19 protein-coding genes and 1 riboswitch are annotated in these 18,608 nt (G+C 40.5%); of the genes, 18 read left to right on the top strand and 1 reads right to left on the bottom strand.

Translation table 11 applies throughout. The features are described 5' to 3' along the window. Window positions 1-128 precede the first annotated feature (128 nt). From ACZYT3_RS05185 to ACZYT3_RS05150, 8 genes are all read left to right on the top strand, one after another. Window positions 129-869 carry a class I SAM-dependent methyltransferase gene (locus tag ACZYT3_RS05185; protein WP_464087923.1) on the top strand — a complete coding sequence of 247 codons (741 nt, stop codon included), beginning with the start codon at window positions 129-131 and terminating at the stop codon, window positions 867-869. Between the two features lie 158 nt (window positions 870-1,027). Then, complete coding sequence (infC, locus tag ACZYT3_RS05180) at window positions 1,028-1,579, top strand: translation initiation factor IF-3 (RefSeq protein ID WP_294561664.1); 552 nt, start codon at window positions 1,028-1,030, stop codon at window positions 1,577-1,579. Window positions 1,580-1,591: 12 nt separating this feature from the next. Continuing rightward, complete coding sequence (gene rpmI / locus ACZYT3_RS05175; RefSeq protein WP_071440653.1) at window positions 1,592-1,786, top strand: 50S ribosomal protein L35; 195 nt, start codon at window positions 1,592-1,594, stop codon at window positions 1,784-1,786. Window positions 1,787-1,797: 11 nt separating this feature from the next. After that, window positions 1,798-2,157, top strand: a complete 360-nt coding sequence (gene rplT / locus ACZYT3_RS05170) for a 50S ribosomal protein L20 (RefSeq protein WP_071440652.1) — start codon at window positions 1,798-1,800, stop codon at window positions 2,155-2,157. Window positions 2,158-2,343: 186 nt separating this feature from the next. Then, a riboswitch (Lysine riboswitch) is annotated at window positions 2,344-2,508 on the top strand. Between the two features lie 61 nt (window positions 2,509-2,569). Further along, window positions 2,570-3,403: a transporter substrate-binding domain-containing protein gene (locus tag ACZYT3_RS05165; protein ID WP_464087922.1), complete on the top strand. Its 834-nt coding sequence runs from the start codon at window positions 2,570-2,572 to the stop codon at window positions 3,401-3,403. 2 nt (window positions 3,404-3,405) lie between these two features. Next, a complete protein-coding gene (locus ACZYT3_RS05160) occupies window positions 3,406-4,164 on the top strand; it encodes an amino acid ABC transporter permease (RefSeq protein WP_294561663.1) in 759 nt (252 codons plus the stop codon). Window position 4,165: 1 nt separating this feature from the next. Then, on the top strand, window positions 4,166-4,903 hold the full coding sequence (locus tag ACZYT3_RS05155; protein ID WP_294561662.1) for an amino acid ABC transporter ATP-binding protein: 738 nt from the start codon (window positions 4,166-4,168) through the stop codon (window positions 4,901-4,903). 65 nt (window positions 4,904-4,968) lie between these two features. Further along, window positions 4,969-5,829 carry a tyrosine-type recombinase/integrase gene (locus tag ACZYT3_RS05150; protein WP_464087921.1) on the top strand — a complete coding sequence of 287 codons (861 nt, stop codon included), beginning with the start codon at window positions 4,969-4,971 and terminating at the stop codon, window positions 5,827-5,829. Here ACZYT3_RS05150 and trhA read toward each other — a convergent pair. Next, window positions 5,826-6,524 carry a PAQR family membrane homeostasis protein TrhA gene (gene trhA / locus ACZYT3_RS05145; RefSeq protein WP_294561660.1) on the bottom strand — a complete coding sequence of 233 codons (699 nt, stop codon included), beginning with the start codon at window positions 6,522-6,524 and terminating at the stop codon, window positions 5,826-5,828. The genes ACZYT3_RS05150 and trhA overlap by 4 nt on opposite strands. A 288-nt stretch (window positions 6,525-6,812) precedes the next feature. On the opposite strand from trhA, the gene ACZYT3_RS05140 reads away from it, so the two are divergent. The 10 genes from ACZYT3_RS05140 to ACZYT3_RS05095 all read left to right on the top strand — a co-directional run bounded on the left by ACZYT3_RS05140 (window position 6,813) and on the right by ACZYT3_RS05095 (window position 18,598). Beyond that, the gene (locus ACZYT3_RS05140; protein WP_464087920.1) at window positions 6,813-9,743 is read left to right on the top strand and encodes a chromosome segregation protein SMC; all 2,931 of its coding nucleotides are present in this window, start codon (window positions 6,813-6,815) and stop codon (window positions 9,741-9,743) included. Beyond that, window positions 9,743-10,720, top strand: coding sequence for a signal recognition particle-docking protein FtsY (gene ftsY, locus ACZYT3_RS05135; RefSeq protein WP_464087919.1), 978 nt, complete (start codon window positions 9,743-9,745; stop codon window positions 10,718-10,720). The genes ACZYT3_RS05140 and ftsY overlap by 1 nt, the downstream gene beginning before the upstream one ends. Further along, window positions 10,707-11,018 (top strand): YlxM family DNA-binding protein, encoded by a 312-nt coding sequence (gene ylxM / locus ACZYT3_RS05130; protein ID WP_294561657.1) that lies wholly within the window; start codon window positions 10,707-10,709, stop codon window positions 11,016-11,018. Before ftsY ends, ylxM begins: the two co-directional genes overlap by 14 nt. Before the next feature lie 12 nt (window positions 11,019-11,030). After that, on the top strand, window positions 11,031-12,227 hold the full coding sequence (locus tag ACZYT3_RS05125) for an acetate kinase (RefSeq protein WP_294561656.1): 1,197 nt from the start codon (window positions 11,031-11,033) through the stop codon (window positions 12,225-12,227). Window position 12,228: 1 nt separating this feature from the next. Then, window positions 12,229-13,158 carry a DHH family phosphoesterase gene (locus ACZYT3_RS05120; RefSeq protein WP_464087918.1) on the top strand — a complete coding sequence of 310 codons (930 nt, stop codon included), beginning with the start codon at window positions 12,229-12,231 and terminating at the stop codon, window positions 13,156-13,158. Between the two features lie 252 nt (window positions 13,159-13,410). Further along, the gene (lepA, locus tag ACZYT3_RS05115; protein ID WP_464087917.1) at window positions 13,411-15,213 is read left to right on the top strand and encodes a translation elongation factor 4; all 1,803 of its coding nucleotides are present in this window, start codon (window positions 13,411-13,413) and stop codon (window positions 15,211-15,213) included. 77 nt (window positions 15,214-15,290) lie between these two features. Next, window positions 15,291-15,914: a hypothetical protein gene (locus tag ACZYT3_RS05110; protein ID WP_464087916.1), complete on the top strand. Its 624-nt coding sequence runs from the start codon at window positions 15,291-15,293 to the stop codon at window positions 15,912-15,914. Further along, a complete protein-coding gene (locus tag ACZYT3_RS05105) occupies window positions 15,911-16,555 on the top strand; it encodes a sporulation initiation factor Spo0A C-terminal domain-containing protein (RefSeq protein ID WP_464087915.1) in 645 nt (214 codons plus the stop codon). Before ACZYT3_RS05110 ends, ACZYT3_RS05105 begins: the two co-directional genes overlap by 4 nt. Further along, window positions 16,548-17,633, top strand: a complete 1,086-nt coding sequence (gene hemW / locus ACZYT3_RS05100) for a radical SAM family heme chaperone HemW (RefSeq protein WP_464087914.1) — start codon at window positions 16,548-16,550, stop codon at window positions 17,631-17,633. Before ACZYT3_RS05105 ends, hemW begins: the two co-directional genes overlap by 8 nt. Before the next feature lie 128 nt (window positions 17,634-17,761). Beyond that, the gene (locus ACZYT3_RS05095) at window positions 17,762-18,598 is read left to right on the top strand and encodes a PRD domain-containing protein (RefSeq protein WP_464087913.1); all 837 of its coding nucleotides are present in this window, start codon (window positions 17,762-17,764) and stop codon (window positions 18,596-18,598) included. Window positions 18,599-18,608 lie beyond the last annotated feature (10 nt).

Below are 18,608 nucleotides of genomic sequence, written 5' to 3'. Positions count from 1 at the left end.
AAGAAAGCTTTACCTTTGATTGCTTTGAACTTTGAACATTCACATCTCATAGAATCGCCTCAATTTGATTATAAGATAAGATATTGACTTCAATTATGATTTTCGTTTTAATATAGAGGGTGAGCTGAATGACAAATATATATGATGATGATTCTTTTTTTAAAGAATATGCAAATATGGAAAGAAGTCAGGGACTTGAAAAAGCAGGTGAGTGGTATCAGCTGAAAAATTTATTTCCCGATGTAAAGGACAAAAATGTCTTGGATCTTGGTTGCGGTTATGGATGGCATTGCAAAGAAGCTGTCAAGCGGGGTGCCGCGCATGTGTTAGGAATCGATATGAGCACAAAAATGATCCGTGAAGCTGAAGCAAGAAATGCCGATGAAAAAATTACGTATCGTATCTGTGGTATCGAGGAATATGAATATCCACTAAATACGTATGATCTTGTGATTTCAAATCTGGCCTTGCATTATATAGAAGATATCCAGGCTGTTTACCGGCATGTCTATCAGACATTAAAAGAATCGGGAATCTTTCTTTTCAATATCGAACATCCTGTTTTTACTTCCGGTGTCCGTGAAGAGTGGATCTATGATGATCAGGGAAAACCCCTTTATTGGCCGATCGATAACTATTTTTATCCGGGGAAAAGAGAAACGGTCTTTTTGGGAAAAAAGGTCATGAAATACCATCATACATTAACACAGATCTTACATGGTCTGTTGGAATGTGGCTTTGAGATCGAAGATGTGGAAGAAGCGATGCCGAGTGAAGAAGCACGTGTATGGATGAGTGATGAGATGCGTCGGCCGATGATGCTGATGGTGAAAGCAAAAAAGAGAGAAACTGTTGACAAAAGGCTTTAAATAGGGTATGATTACCCCGTTGAAGAAATGTGGAAAGAAGAAGCACCCCTTCTCACCCGACAGATAGTGTCTGTGGGTCAATGCGACATTGTACAAAAAGTGTTAAAGTACAGAGCATGGGTGCGGTTTGTGCCCATTTTTTCTTTTAAAAACAGGAGGTGTCGATTATTAACAAAAAAGTGATTCCAAATAATGTCAATGACGATTTGGTAAATGAAAAAATTCGTTTTAGAGAGGTTCTTGTGATAGGTCCAACGGGACAACAGCTGGGAATCAAATCTCGTCAAGAGGCATTAGAGATTGCGTATAGTCAGGATCTAGACTTATTGTGTGTTTCGCCGAATTCAAATCCGCCGGTATGCAAGATTTTGAATTACGGTCGCTATCATTTTGAACAGCAGAAAAAATCAAAGGAAGCTAAAAAGAAACAGCATGTTACAGAGGTAAAGCCATTACGCTTATCTCCTGTAATTGATACTCATGATTTTGAAACTAAATTACGTCAGGCACGTAAATGGGCAACAGATGGGATGAAGGTCAAGATCGATATGCGTTTTCGTGGACGCTTGATTACTCGTGTTGAGGTTGGCCGCAAGATCATGAATGAGTTTGTGGAAGCCATGAGCGATGTGGCCAATGTGGAAAAGAAGCCAAACCTTGAAGGCAATACGATGTCTTGTGTATTGGCACCAAAAAAGACTGGTAAATAGGAGGAAAAGATTATGCCAAAAATGAAAACACACAGTGGACTTGCAAAACGTGTGAAAAGAACTGGTTCAGGAAAATTAAAGAGAAGTCATGCTTATACTTCTCACCGTTTCCATGGGAAAACTAAAAAACAAAGACGTCAATTAGCAAAATCAGGACTGGTAAGCAGTTCAGATTACAAGAGAATCAAATTGATGTTACAGAAATAGGAGGATGAGTCATGGCTAGAGTAAAAGGCGGAACTGTTGCACGCAACAGAAGAAAGAAAGTATTAAAATTAGCTAAAGGATATTTTGGTTCCAAGCATTTGCTTTACAGAACTGCAAATGAGCAGGTAATGCGTTCATTGCGTTATGCTTATAGAGATAGAAAACAGTTAAAGCGTGAAATGCGTAAACTGTGGATCGCTCGTATCAATGCAGCTGCAAGAATGAATGGTTTAAGCTATTCCAAGCTGATGCATGGATTGAACCTTGCAAATATCACGATCAACAGAAAGATGCTTTCTGAAATTGCTATTCACGATGAAAAGGGATTTACTGCCATCTGTGATAAGGCAAAGAAAGCATTGGAAAAATAAAACGATAAAAGCTGTAAAACGTCTGATGAACATTGGATTGCTTACAGCCTTTTTTTATAAAGTCAGAAAACAGCTCTTTAGCTGATGTGGTAAAACAGATCTCAACATATTGATCATAGATAAGAATGAAAAAATGAAATTTACTATTGACAAATGAATGAAACAAGTTTAGGATAGTAGACAAATAAAACCGATAGAGGTAGCGGTGCAGATGAGTAACTCATGGAGTCGGCGGACTGTGAAGTGAGCGAAAGGCAACCATCGCCGAAAGAGCTGTTTGGCGAAGCAGTATCTTGGGGTCTTAGGAAATACCTATGACACTCCTACTGATGTAGAGGAGCTATTATATTGAGATGACAAAAGTCGTGCTTTATAATAGCACGGCTTTATTTTTATATGGAAGAGAGGAAATATGATGAGAAGATTAATGGCTGGCTTATGTGCAGCAACTCTGATTCTGGCAGGATGCTCGGCAAATGCGAATGAGGATGCCGGAACAGAAAAAGAAACCTTGCGTGTCGGCATGGAATGTAACTATGCGCCGTTTAACTGGACGGATGCAGAAGCAAATGAAACAAATGTCCCGTTAAGCTCAGGCGGTTATTGTGATGGTTATGATGTGGCCATTGCGAAAAGAATTGCCGATAGCTTGGGCATGGATCTGGAGATTGTGAAAATGGAATGGGATTCTTTAACGACAAGCATTAATTCCGGTATCATCGATCTGATCATTGCCGGTATGACAGACACACCTGAGCGACGTGAATCGATTGATTTTACGGATCCGTATTATGAATCAGATATGACGATCATCGTTCGTTCGGATTCACCTTATGCCAATGCGACTTCATTGGAGGATTTTTCAGGGGCAACGATTGCCGGACAGATGGGAACGCTTTATGATACTGTCATCGATCAGATACCAAATGTAAATCATGCGACAGCCATGGAAAATTATCCGCTGCTCGTACAGGCTCTGTTAAGCGGCGTCGTGGATGGTGTGACGGCTGAAACACCTGTTGGACAGGGAAATGTTGCGGCAAATGGTGATGCGCTGACACTGGTTGAATTTGAAAGTGGCAAAGGCTTTGATGTTGATCTGACGGATACTTCGGTATCGATCGGGATCAAGAAGAACAGTGAGCTGTTTGATGATGTGCAAAAGGCATTAGCTTCCATTACACAGGAAGAGCGTGATCAGATGATGAAGGATGCGGCTAGCAGACAGCCTGCAAATGAAGAATAAGTATGGTTGATTTTATTTCGACAATGATAGACCTTGTCACAAAATATCAAAGTCTTTTGTGGATGGGTATCTATCGGACATTGATACTTGGTATCGTAGGTACCGTCGTTGGACTTATCATCGGTTTGATCGTGGGTGCCTTACGAGTGATCTGTGTGAAGCATGAACCTTCTGAAAGCAGTGTCGTTCGTGTCATCAAATGGATCGTTAATGCAATCATGAATATCTATATTACGATATTCCGCGGAACGCCGATGATGGTACAGGCCATGATCATCTATTTCGGTGTCTTTGATATGGGATTGCAATGGGATCCTTTTGTTGCCGGATTGGTCGTAATTTCGATCAATACAGGTGCTTATATGGCAGAAATCATCCGTGCCGGCATTCAATCGATCGACGCCGGTCAGGAAGAAGCGGCCAGAAGCATCGGTATGAGCGGTATGCAGGCCATGCGTTATGTCGTGCTACCACAGGCAATACGTAATTCATTCCCTTCAATCGGAAATGAGCTGATCGTAAATATCAAGGATTGCTGTACCCTGAGTACGATCATGATCACGGAGCTTTTCTATCAGGCAAGAACGATTGCCGGTTCTACTTATAAAACGGTTCCGGCCTATATGATTGCGGCAATCATCTATCTGATATTGACAAGCCTGGCTTCCTTTATCATGAAGAAGCTTGAAAAACGTATCAATCACACGGAATCAAATTATTTTTCAAGCTCGACGGTCGTAGAAAACATGGAGAATCGATAAGATGGAAAAAGTCATTGAAATCAGACATCTGGCAAAAAGCTTTGGTGAACTGGAAGTTTTAAAAGATATTAATTTTACGGTTCATAAAGGAGAGGTGGTCAGCGTCATCGGCAGCAGCGGTTCAGGAAAGAGTACGATGCTGCGCTGTATCAATCTTTTGGAAATGCCGGATAGCGGAGAAATATTTATCAATGGAAAAAATGTGCTGGAAGGGGACATCAACCAGCATCGCAGGGAAGTGGGCATGGTCTTCCAGTCCTTCAATCTTTTCAATAACATGTCGGTGATTGACAACTGTCTGATCGCTCAGACGAAGGTCTTGAAAAGAAATAAAGCGGAGGCCTTGAAGATTGCTCATCAGAATCTAAAAAAAGTTGGCATGGATGCCTTTGCCGATAAGCCTTCGACGCAGCTTTCAGGGGGCCAGAAGCAGCGTGTGGCGATTGCCAGGGCACTGTGCATGGATTGTGAGGTCATGCTTTTTGATGAACCGACAAGTGCTTTGGATCCGGTGACTGTCGGTGAGGTATTGGATGTCATGAAAAAGCTGGCAGAGGAAGGCATGACCATGGTCGTCGTGACCCATGAAATGGCCTTTGCCAGAGATGTCAGCTCCCGTGTCGTCTTTATGGAAAAAGGTGTGATCGTTGAAGAGGGGGCACCACAGGATATTCTTGTATCACCGAAAAGCGAACAGCTGAAGAAATTTTTGGCACGTTTTACAAATCAGACAAATTAAGCATATCTTCAAGGGTATGCTTTTCTTATGTTACAATGATTTCATATTTTTTGGGAGGAAATCATATGAAATTAGAACGAAAGCATTTATGTAATTATTTAGAAGAATGTGAAAACAAACGGCTCAGCATGCATACGCTCAAGGCTTATCGCATTGATCTGAATCAATATTATGACTATATGGGCATGGAAAAGCTTGAAGATGATAAAGCAGGTCTTGTCAGCTATATACGCTTTCTGAATGAACGATATGAAGCCAAAACGGTGAAACGGAAACTGGCTTCTTTGCATGCATATTTTTGTTATGGTGAATATGAGGATCTGATCGATATCAATCCGCTTCGTAAGATCCGTTACCGTATTAAAGAAGAAAAAAGCCTTCCTAAAACGATTGCGACCGACCATTTGAAACAGCTGTTTGCATCCATCTCGTACAGCGGTAAAGAGCGTGATATCGCAATATTAGATATCCTGATATCGACGGGCATACGGGTATCGGAGCTGTGTTCCTTGAAAAAAGAAGATGTGGATCTGCATGAAGGCATGATCCGGGTTCATGGCAAAGGTAAAAAGGAATGGGTGATCTATTTGGGAGAAAAGGTCGTACATTCATTAAAAAATTATGAGAAAACACAAAAAAAGAGCGAATATTACTTCACCAATAAATATGATCAGAAAATGTCGGAGCAAAGCATTCGCAATCTTATTCATAAGGCAGGCGATCATGCGCAGATCAGCACGCCGATGACACCTCATATGTTTCGTCATACTTTTGCTTCCTTATTGCTTCAAGAAGAGGTAGATATTCGCAATATCCAATATATCTTGGGTCACAGCTCGATCACGACGACCCAAATCTATACCCATATCAGCAATAATCAGCAAAAAAAGATCCTGATAGATAAAAATCCCCGTAATTTGATCTAACGCAGAAAAAAGATGATGGCGATCATATGTGAAATAGCGCCTGCATTGATAAAGAAATGCCAGATCATATGATAATATTTTTTATTATATTGTTTTTTATAGAAAAGCGTTCCGATTGAATAGAAAATACCGCCTAAAACAATGAGCGCCAAAAAGATCGCACTGGCTTTTCTTAATAGAAGCGGAATAAACAAAACAGCGATCCAGCCCATGATCAGATAAATCGTGACGCTGATCTTTGGATAAGAACGACGGGCAATGGATTTATAAAGGACACCGGCCAAGACCATGGCCCATTGAAGGATCAAAATCAATAATCCCTGCCAGCCTTCGATGATGCATAATGCAATCGGCGTATAGCTTCCGGCAATGGCGACATAGATGAAACAGTGGTCAAGGATCCGAAAGATCGTTTTTTGGGGTGTTTCATATTTCATTGAGTGATAAAGGCAGGAAACTAAAAACATCATAAAAATCGATATGATAAAGATACTGGTTCCCGCTGCCTGTAAAGCACCGCCTTCCAGATATGCCTTGATGGCTGCGACAGGAAGCAGGAAAAGGCAGATGACGGCCATGACTCCATGAGTGATGGCATTTCCTACTTCTTCACCAAAACTGAGCTGGATCAGATTTTTCATGGAACCGCTGTGGTTCATTGCATCATCCGGACTGATCGTTTTTTTGTTTTCCATAAATAAAACCTCGCTTTTCAATATTATACACCAGATAGAAGATATTGTACCATACATTTACTTTATATTGTCTTAAAAAACATAAAATCTAGTATTATATACTAGATATATATAAAACCAGAAAGCAAGGATGATCTTCTTTTGTATATGGAATGACACGGATGATGTTCTGTTGGAGAGGGTTCATGCACATCACAGATGAAATTTATAGGATGAAAAGATGAAAGTGTACTTCTTTTATGGTCGAAATATGTTATAATTTTATAGTTAAGTCAAACGGAGGGATCTATGTTTCTAAAAAGGATAGAACTGCAGGGATTTAAATCATTTGCGGACAAGACGATTATTAACTTTGACAGTGAAGTGGTGGGAATCGTAGGTCCGAATGGCTGTGGTAAAAGTAATATTACAGATGCACTGAGGTGGGCATTGGGTGAACAATCGGTAAAAAGCTTGCGCGGTGAAAAAATGAGCGATGTGATCTTTAATGGGACAGATACGCGCAAACCGGTCAATGTAGCCGAGGTGACACTGGTTTTAGATAATTCGAAGCATTATCTTCATGTGGATTATGAAGAGGTGGAAATTACGCGTCGTCTGCATCGCAATACGGGTGAGGGTGAGTATTTCATCAATAAAACACCTTGCCGTTTAAAGGATGTGAGAGATCTGATTGCGGATACGGGATTAGGAAGGGATTCACTGAGCATCATATCTCAAGGAACGGTTTCTAATTTTGTGGAAAGCAAACCGGAGGACCGCCGGGGTCTTTTTGAAGAGGCGGCGGGCGTTTCGAAGTATAAGAAAAGAAAGAATGAGTCTTTAGGAAAACTGAATCGTACCCAGGAAAATCTGGATCGTCTGGAAGATATTTTGCTGGAGCTGGAAAGACAGGTCAATCCATTGAAACGGCAGGCCAAGAAGGCAGCTTTATATCTGGAGAAGAAAAAAGAGCTGGAGACGATCGAGATCAGTGTTTTGGTGGATGAGATCGAAACGCTGACACAGAAGATCGAGGAATTGAAGAAGCAGGCCTTTGAACTGGAATCAAGAAAAGCGATCCATGAAACGACGATTGGTGTGGGTGAGGCCAAGAATCTTGATCTGAAAAAAGAAATGAGCCAGCTGGATCAGGAGATCAACAAGCTGCAGGAAAGCTTTGTCAGTGTGATGAATGAGATCCAGCGGCTTGAGGCCAGCAAGACCGAAATTGATGAAAAGCGGAAATATGCCCTTCAGACAGCGACCAATGAGGATAAGCTGAAAGAAATCAAAGCGATGCTGGAAGAAGTGACGTATGAGTATGAGGATCGTCAGAAGCGTGTCAATGAATTGAAAGTAAATTTTGCGGCCAAGCAGGAACAGGATCGCGGCCTGCTGGAACAGTTGAATAAATACCGGGATAAGTTTCAGGAACAGAGTGCGTATCTAAACAGGTTGAAAAACCGTTCTTCGGTATTGGAAAATCTTGTTTCTTCGCCGTTTAATCATCAGCAGGGCGTACAGACGATCATGAGTGCCAAGGATTCCTTCATGGGCATCCTGGGTGTGGTTTCTTTAGTTTTGAAGCCCCATGATTCTTATGAACAGGCCATCAGCAGTGCAATTGCAGGAGCGATGTATCATATCGTTTGTGAGGATGAGATGAGTGCCCGTCATGCGATTACTTATCTTAAGAAAAATCAGTCGGGAAGAGCGACCTTTCTGCCGTTGAGCGTATGTCGTGAAAGGGTGCTCAATAAGGAGCATCAGATCATTTGTGAGAATATGAGTGGTTATTTAGGGGTTGCCAGTGAATTTGTGGACTGTGATCCGATCTATGAGATCTTAAACAGCTATTTATTGGGCAATGTGCTGGTATGTGACACGCTGGCCAATGCCAATGAGCTGGCGAAAGCCTTGCGCTATAAATATAAGATCGTTACGATGGATGGCGAAACGGTCAATCGTGACGGTTCGATGAGCGGCGGACGTTCGAGAAGCCAGTCATCACCGATGACGCTGAAAAAAGAATTGCATGATGTGAAAGAAAAGATAGAAAAGCAGCAGCATGAAGTCAGCGAGCTTGATTCCAAGATCACTTCTTTAAATTCAAAACGAGAAGCCATCTCCGGTGAGATCGTGCAGCTTCAGATCGACCTGGCGACCCTGACTCCGGTCGTTGACGCCAAAAAATCAAAGATGGATTCCTTACGTGTCCAGTATGAAGAATTGGCACCAAAGGGTGATACGATCGAGGTATCCCATGAGGATACGCTGATATCACAGCTGTCAGAAGCTTATAAGAAGCGTGATGAAATCACTTCACAGATCAAGATCAAGCGTGAAAGAAGGATGAAGGCCGGCAATGAGTCGGAAAGGATCGATATGCAGATCCGTCAAATCCGGCGGGAAAGCAATGTGATCAATACACAGCAGAAAGATGTGGAGGTTGAAAAGGCAAAAGCGGAGGCCAATCTGGAAAATGCCTTGCATCGATTAAGTACGCATTATGAGATGACCTATGAGTTTGCGAGAACGCAAAAGATCGACCAGGATACGTCAGAAGCGAAAAAGCGGGTGCTGGAGCTCAGAAATGAAATTGCGGCTTTAGGCAATATCAATCTTGAAGCACCGAGCCAATATGAAGAGGTTTCATCGCGTTATGAATTTTTGACACGTCAGAAGGAAGATCTTGTGAATGCGAAAAATAAGATCTTAGAAGCGATCGATGAGATGGATGAGATCATGATCAAGCAGTTTAAGGAAAGCTTTGATGCGATCAATGCCCAGCTCAATGATGAATTTAAGAAGCTGTTTGGCGGAGGAAGAGCTTCCTTGAAGCTGGTGGATCCGGATGATATCCTGAATACCGGTATCGATATCGATGTGCAGCCACCGGGCAAGAATATTCAGAATCTGACGCTTTTGAGCGGTGGTGAAAAGAGCCTGGTTGCCATTTGTGTGCTCTTTTCGATCCTTAGAGCCTGCGTGATGCCGCTTTGTGTCTTTGATGAGGTTGAGGCAGCATTGGATACGGCAAATGTAGAGCGTTTTGCGAAGTATATCTCTCAATTTAAAGAGGGCTCACAGTTTATCGTCGTAACGCATCGTCCGGGTACGATGGAGCAGTGTGATGCTTTATATGGGGTGACGATGAAGCAGAAGGGTGTCAGCTCCTTGCTGCGTGTTCAATTGAGCGAAGCTTTGGATTATATCGATGAAAAGGGAGGTCAATAATGGGATTTCTTTCAAAATTAAAAAATTCTTTTTCTTCAAAAAAGGATCATGACCGTTATTTAAGCGGTCTTGAGAAAAGCAGGAACAGCTTTTCGGAAAAGATCCGCAGGCTGTCCTTAAATTTTGCGGGTGTCAATGAAGAGTTTTTAGAGGAGCTGATGATGGTTCTTTTGGAGGCGGATCTGGGGATCCATACAGCCCAGAAAGTTGTTGATGAGGTTGAAAACAGGGCCTTGGATCAAAAATTGAAGAGCGCGGATCAGATCGAGGAATGTCTGATCGAGGTATTGAGCGATCTTTATACGCAGGAGGACGAGAAGCCGTTTAATGAAAATAAAGAGGGCGTAACGGTCATCATGATGGTCGGTGTGAACGGCAGCGGTAAGACGACAACGGCCGCCAAGCTGGCCAACTATTTTATGGCTCAGGATAAAAGCGTCTGTCTTGCTGCGGCGGATACCTTCCGTGCCGGAGCGGTCGATCAGCTGGCCCAATGGGCCGAGAGGTTAAATATTCCATGTGTCAAAGGCAGGGAAAATGCAGATCCTAGCAGTGTGCTTGTTGATGGCTGCCGCTATGCCAAAGAGCATCAGATGGATATTTTGATCTGTGATACGGCCGGAAGGCTTCAGAATAAGGTGAATCTGATGAATGAGCTGGCAAAGATGCGGCGGGTGGTCGGCAAGGAAATCGAAGGGGCACCTCATGAAACGTGGCTCGTGCTGGATGCGACTACCGGACAGAATGGCTTATCACAGGCCGAAATATTTAATGAAGCGGCAGATCTGAGCGGTGTCGTGCTGACAAAATTAGATGGTACCGCAAAGGGCGGTATCGTCATTGCGATCAAAGACCAGCTTCATCTTGGCGTGAAATTTATCGGACTTGGCGAACAATTGGAGGATTTAAAGCCATTTGATCTCGAAAGCTATCTTTATTCGATCGGCAAGGGATTTATCGACCATGAAGAAAACTGAGGAAATGAATGAATATCTTGACTGGTATGGCATTTTGTTAACGCAGAAGCAGCAGGATATCTGCGATCTCTATTTTAAAGAGGATCTTTCTTTATCAGAGATTTCTGAAAATTATGAAATCAGTCGGGCAGCAGTACTGGATACAATCAAAAGAAGTGAGAAAATGCTGATCGAATATGAAAAAAAGATGCATTTAATTGAGAAATATCATTCAAGAAAGCAAATTTATGATAAAATAAGAAAGCTGAATATCAAAGAAGTCAATCAGTATTTAGAAAAAATTGAAGATTTAGATTAGTAGGAGGATGACATGACAAAAATTATTTCAGTGAATGCAGGAAGCTCAAGCTTAAAGTTTCAGCTCTTCGACATGCCTTCAGAAACAGTTCTGACAAGCGGCAATGCCGAGAGGATCGGATTAGAAGAAGGTATCTTTACGATCAAGGTCAATGGGGAAAAGCATGTGCAGAATCTTCCGATTCCGGATCATGCGGTTGCAGTTGATCTGCTTTTAAAGGCTCTTGTGGATTACAAGGTCGTAGAAAGTCTGGATGAGATCAAGGGTGCAGGACATCGTATCGTCCAGGGTGGTGACTATTTTAAGGGAAGTGCTTTGGTTGATGAGGATGTTGTCAATAAGGTTGAAGAACTGGCACCTTTGGCACCGCTTCACAATCCGGCTCATTTGATCGGATATCGTGCGTTTAAGGCAGCATTGCCACAAATCTCTCACGTCTTTGTGTTTGATACGGCTTTCCATCAGACGATGAAGCCGGAAAGCTTCTTATATCCACTGCCATATGAATGGTACACGGATTACAAGGTAAGAAAATACGGAGCGCATGGAACGAGCCACCAGTATATTTCGCAGCGTACTGCCGAGCTGATGGGCAAGGATATCAAAGATACGAAGATCATTACCTGCCATTTAGGAAATGGTGCGTCAATCAGTGCTGTTGATGGTGGTGTCTGCGTGAATACTTCCATGGGTCTTACACCACTTGGAGGTATCATGATGGGTACACGCTGTGGTGATATCGACCCGGCCGTAGGTGTTTATATGGCACGTCAGGCAGGCATGACGCCGGATGAGCTGGATACGGCCTTCAATAAGAAATCGGGTATGTTAGGTATCAGCGGTATTTCCAGTGATGCCCGCGATATTGAAAAGGCATATCATGAAGGAAATGAAAGAGCGATTTTGACACTGAAGCTGTATGTAAACCGTGTCATCAATGTGATCGGTGGTTATGTGATGCAGTTAGGACATGTGGATGCGATTTCCTTTACTGCCGGTTTAGGTGAAAATGATTCCCATCTCAGAGGTTTGATCTTAGATGCACTGAAGGAAGGACTTGGCTTAAGCATCAATTCCGAGCTGAATGATCAGATTCATGGCAAAGAAGCAAAGATCAGCAACGATGACAGCAAGGTTGACGTTTATGTCGTTCCGACAAACGAAGAGCTTGTGATTGCAAGAGATACATACCGTATCTTAGGATTTTAATATGCTGGATCAAATCATAGAGCTTATTGAACAGTTTGATACGATCTGCATCTATCGCCATATCTTGCCGGATGGGGATGCCAAAGGAAGCCAGTTTGGCATGAAAAGCTGGATCAAAAATAAATGGCCGGATAAAAAAGTAGTTGCGATCGGCAAAGATACACCAAATTCTTTTTTCCCGGATTGTGATCAGGAAAGCATTGATTTTTCAAAAGCACTGGCCATCATTTGTGATACGTCAAATCGTGAAAGGATCGATGGTGAAGGCTGGGATCAATGTGCAAAGGTCATCAAGATCGATCATCATCCTGTGGTTGATAGCTACGGTGATCTGAATATCGTCGATGATACGACATGTGCCGCCTGTGAAGTGATTGCCCAGATGTTCATGGATCATCATGAAACACTGACATTAGAAACAGCGACTTATCTGTATTGCGGACTGTTGACAGATTCACAGAAATTTTCAATACCGACGGTCAGCGAGCGCTCATTAAAAGCTGCTTCATATCTGGTCAGCTTCGGAGTGGATATTCAAAAGTGCAACTTAAAGATGTTTTCGATCAATCTGAAGGAATATGGGTTTGAAAATTATCTTCGCAGCAAAGTGATCTATAAGGATTCACTTGCTTATATCGTTGTCAATAAAGCTGAATATGAAAAATATGGCATAACATACGAAAAAGCAAAAGAGAAGGTCAATGTCATGGCCAATGTCGATGAGATCGAATCTTATGTTTTATATACCGAACAGCCGGAAGGAAACTATGCGGCTTCCTTCAGATCGAAAAGAACGGTTTTAAATGATATTGCAGCTCATTTTGGCGGTGGTGGTCATAATTTTGCCAGCGGCGCTAAAAATCTTACGCTTGAAGATATTCAAAAAGCTAATCAGGAGCTGATCGATCGTATGCATGAAAGTCAGAAGTAATTCTGGCTTTTTTTATAAATAATAAAAAAATAATGCAAGAATATCTAGACATTATCGTTCATGCATGCAGCTTGTCTAATGAATATCTTTGATGTATAGAAGTATTATAAACGAATCGAAATAAAATGTCTGAAATGTCTGTCAATGTTTACTATTTTGTGAAAGGGGAGATTTGGTACCAACTCAAATCTCTTTTTTATTGCTTATTTCTTTTGTTTTCTTTATAATAGGTGAGTGAATTGGAGGGATTGAATGGATCAGAGTAAAATTCGTAATTTTTCTATTATTGCTCATATTGACCATGGAAAATCTACACTTGCGGATCGCATACTTGAAATGACAGATACAGTGGCTCTTCGTGAAATGAAGGATCAGCTGCTCGATACAATGGATCTTGAAAGGGAAAGAGGTATTACGATCAAATTAAATGCCGTTACGCTGAATTATAAGGCAGATGATGGCGAAACCTATACCTTTCATTTGATTGATACGCCCGGACATGTCGATTTTACTTATGAGGTATCTCGTTCACTGGCTGCCTGTGAGGGGGCTGTGCTGGTCGTTGATGCGGCACAGGGAATTGAAGCACAGACGCTGGCCAATGTTTATCTGGCATTAGATAATGATCTCGAGATCCTGCCGGTCATCAATAAGATCGATTTGCCGAGTGCGGATCCTGAACGTGTGATCGAAGAAATTGAAAATGTGATCGGACTGGATGCCCACAATGCTCCGTTGATCAGCGCTAAAAGCGGTTTGAATGTACATGAGGTGCTGGAACAGATCGTAAAGCTTGTGCCACCGCCTAAGGGGGATCGTCATAACCGTTTAAAAGCACTCGTATTTGATAGTGCTTATGATGCTTACCGAGGTGTCATCGTACAGGTTTGTATCAAGGAAGGTATGATCAAGGTCGGCGATACGATGAAGTTCATGGCAACCGGTGCTGAATATGAAGTGCTGGAATGCGGCATTCGCACACCTAAAGAAATCAAAAAGGATTGTCTGGTATGCGGAGAGGTTGGCTGGATCGCAGCTTCCATAAAAAATATCAAGGATGTACGTGTCGGTGATACGATCACATTAAAAGATGCCCCGGCCATTGAGCCGCTAGCAGGATACCGTGAGTTGAATCCGATGGTTTACTGTGGCTTATATCCGGTAGAAAGCAATCGCTATAATGATTTACGTGATGCTTTGGAGAAATTACAGCTTAATGATGCTTCCTTGCAGTTTGAGGCTGAAACCTCACAGGCCCTAGGCTTTGGATTTCGCTGCGGCTTTTTAGGCCTTTTGCACATGGATGTCATCCAGGAGCGTATCGAAAGAGAATTTAATATTGATATCATAGCTACGGCACCCAGCGTTGTTTACCATGTCAATCTGACAGATGGTACGCAGATACATATTGATAATCCTTCACAGCTTCCGGAAGTTCAACGAATCGAAAGTATCGAAGAACCTTTCGTAAAGGCCACGATCATGTGTCCAAAGGAATATATCGGAGCTGTCATGGAAGTTGCTCAGAATAAACGAGGTATCTATGAAGATATGATCTATTTGGATGACAGCCGGGTATCGATCATATACCAGCTGCCTTTGGGAGAAATCGTTTATGATTTCTTTGACCGTTTAAAATCCGTATCAAGAGGTTATGCTTCCTTTGACTATGAGCTCAGCGGCTATCGCGTCAGCAAATTGGCCAAGATGGATATCTTATTAAATGGAGAAGTAGTCGATGCATTAAGCAGTATCGTCCATAAGGATTTTGCATATAATCGCGGCAAGGCTTTATGCGAAAAGCTTCGTAAGCTGATTCCACGTCAGCAGTTTGAAATTCCGATACAGGCAGCCCTGAACGGTAAGATCATTGCCCGTACGAATATCTCGGCATTACGTAAAAATGTCTTGGCAAAATGTTACGGTGGGGATATTACCCGTAAGAAAAAGCTTTTGGAAAAACAAAAAGAAGGAAAGAAGCGTATGAAGCAGGTAGGTTCGGTAGAAGTGCCACAGGAAGCTTTCATGGCAATTCTTTCGGTTGATGATGAATAAAAGGGACAAAGATCCCTTTTTTTGTAATAAAATGTCGAAAATCTTCAAATGCTCTTTAAATATGATAAAATTTTTATATGAAACTCATACAGAAATATACCGACGAGTATTATGCTTCTATTGAAGAAATCAGAAATGATTTTGATGTGGCGGGAAGTCATTTGATCCTCGATGAAATAGAGAAATATCGTAATCAGTTTCGCATTTATTTTAATTTTCACGGACAAAGGATCTCCATTGTCTTAACGGCCAAAATCGAAGAGCTGATGCATCGGCATATGAAGCATCACGATGATTTCTTACATCCCATGATCCAGATCTTCATGTTAAGAAATGAACCTGATAAATGCTTGAAATGCCTGCAACGATATCATTTATCTGAAAAATATCTTCAAACTTTTGATTATATTTATAGTTTTGAAGAAGATATCACGAAATCCTTTTTAGAATGGCTTGAGCATTTGGAGCACCATTCTTTGATGAAAGTGATAAACTATGAGCATAAGATGAGCTTTCTTACAAAAAAACAGCAAATTTTCTATGAACATGAAGCACAGACCTATTTTGATATCGAAACTTATCAAAACAAGCTGCATGTCAGCTATGAAACAGCACGCTTACATTTGTCAAGAATGTGTGATTTAGGAATTCTTGGCTGCCATAAGATCGGAAAGAAGCATGTTTATAAAGGAGTATTATGATAAAAATTGGGTATGATGTGAAAAATGAGATGTTGATTCAAAAAATATGGAATTTATATAGTTTTGATCATGAACTGTTGATTTATGAGTTATCAATGGAGCGTATGGAGGAAATCAGGGATCTGAAGATCGATGTCATGATCTATGATCTGAATCATGATGAATGTCCTCGCTTAGAGTCTTTTGAAAAGATATGTATGAAATTAAATATAAAAAGTATCTGTGTCTTAAATGAATATACAGACGATCTGATCGAAAGCATCTTAAAATTTCATCTGGATTATCAGTGTGATTACCAGATCACGGATGAAGGCTTGTATCTCCTTTTATTACGTATGATGAATGATCATGATAAGATGAAGCTGTCCGTCTATGAGAGAATTGAAAAGATATGTTTAAAAAGAGGTGTGTCCGCCCATCTCAAGGGCTTTGATTATTTACAAAGCGCTATCTTATATTATATTGAAAATGAACATGCCAGCTTTCGCATGAAGGATGTCTATGATACAATAGCAAAGAAACATCGTACGACGAGCAGTCGTGTGGAAAAAAATCTTCGTTTGGCTATCAATGCCAGCGGTTCTTTGTTGAGCAATGCGAAATTTGTCGATGCATGTTTTAGGGAGTGTCAATATGAGTAATGCCATGTATATCCATGTTCCTTTCTGTGATTCGATCTGTGCCTATTGTGATTTTGAAAGATGTAAGAAGCATCCTCTTTTAACATCAAGATGGCTGGATGTGATCATTAAAGACATTCAAGACAGAAAGGATGAACCGATCCAAACCTTATATATCGGTGGGGGAACGCCCACCTCATTGTCATATGATGAATTAGAGATCCTTTTATCTGCCTGTGATTGTTTTAAGCCTGTCGAATATACGATCGAAGCCAACATCGAAAATCTTACAAAAGATAAAATCATGCTTTTGAAACAGCACGGTGTCAATCGCATTTCACTGGGAGTTCAGTCACTTAATGATCATCTGATTCAGATCATTGAACGTCATCACAGCGCTTCAGATATTTTTTCTAAGATCGATGAGATCTATGCATGTGGGATTGAAAATATCAGTGTGGATATGATCTATGGACTTCCGACGCAAAGTCTTGATATCTGGTTAGCGGATCTGGAACAGATTGCTTCAAATAAAAAAATCTCACATGTATCCATTTATTCACTTACAATTGAAGAAAATAGTGCTTTTGGAAGAAAAAAGATTGAAAAGGTGAGTGATGAATTGGATGAGAAGATGTATTTTGAAGGTATCCGTGTTTTAGAATCATTTGGTTTTGAACAGTATGAAATTTCTAATTTTTGTCGTTATGGAAGATATAGCCGCCATAATAGTGCCTATTGGAAATATGATGATTTTATTGGAATCGGTGCAGGTGCTTATGGCAAGGAAGAGCATATTTATTATCATTGGCCGTTTCGTTTGAATGATTATATAAAGGGTACATTAAAGCGAGAAGAAACAAAGCTTACTAAGGCAGATGAGATGTTTGAAATGATCATGATGGGATTAAGGATGAAGCAAGGGGTTTCTTTAGAAAGGTTCAATCTTGTTTTTCATGAAGATTTAAGGAAAGTCTTTCATGAAGCGATCGAAAAGCATGTCAGGAGCAATCATTTAGAGATCATGAATGGTCATCTTCGATGTACGTGTGAGGGATGGGCCATACTGAATAGTATTTTAATTGATTTTATGGAATAAATTGTTATTGCAAATCTTCTTGTTTAATGATAATATATAAATGTAAATAGCGTTACTCATTAGAGGCGTTACAAAAAACAATAAATGTTTTTTGTAGCGCCTTTCTTTTATTTATACAAGGAGGAACCATGAAATATTTTATTAGCAAAAAGCTTAATAACAATGTGATTTTAGTGAAAGATGAATGTGAAAGAGAATTTATTTTTACTGGCAATGGAATTGGATATGATGTGCAATGTGATCAGGAATTTACTGACTTTAATCATATCGTAAAACGTTTTATTTTAAGTGAAGAAAAAAATAAAAAAGGTTTTCAACAAATATTATTTGAAGTAGATCATAAATTAATTGCAATTGTTGAAGAAGAAATAACTTTTATCATTGAGCAGATGAAAATAGAACTTAACGAAAGTATTCATGTAACATTGGCAGATCATATAGCTTTTGCTCTTAAAAGACACGAAGAAGGTCTTGATTTTTCTAATCCTGCTAATGATGATCTTAAATTTTTATATCGTGATGAATATAAATACGCTAGTCATTTGATTCATCGTATTAATGATGAATATAAAGTAGATTTACCTGAAGATGAAATCGGTATTGTTGCATTGCATATTCATGCGGCTCTCAAAGGAGAAAAAATAGAATATTCTAGGCTGCGTCAGTCCATGATTGAAAAAATTATCAATGATATTTATGAAGCATTTGATATTGAAAATGATCGAAATTCTCTTAATCATCAGCGTTTTTTGATTCATGTCAGATATGCTGTTGAAAGAATTTTGACAAACCAGAAGATTGAAAATGATCTTGGAAATTACATAAAACATAGATATCGAGATGTATATCAAAAAATGAAAAGTATCATGCATCAAGTCGCTAGTGAATATGACGTTGAAATCAATGATTCTGAGATTTGTTATCTGATTATTCATTTAACACGAATCAGTAAGATAGCTAAATAAAATCGATTGA

Source organism: Traorella sp. mt218, assembly GCF_055420025.1.
This window is presented reverse-complemented; position numbering and strand designations above follow the sequence as displayed.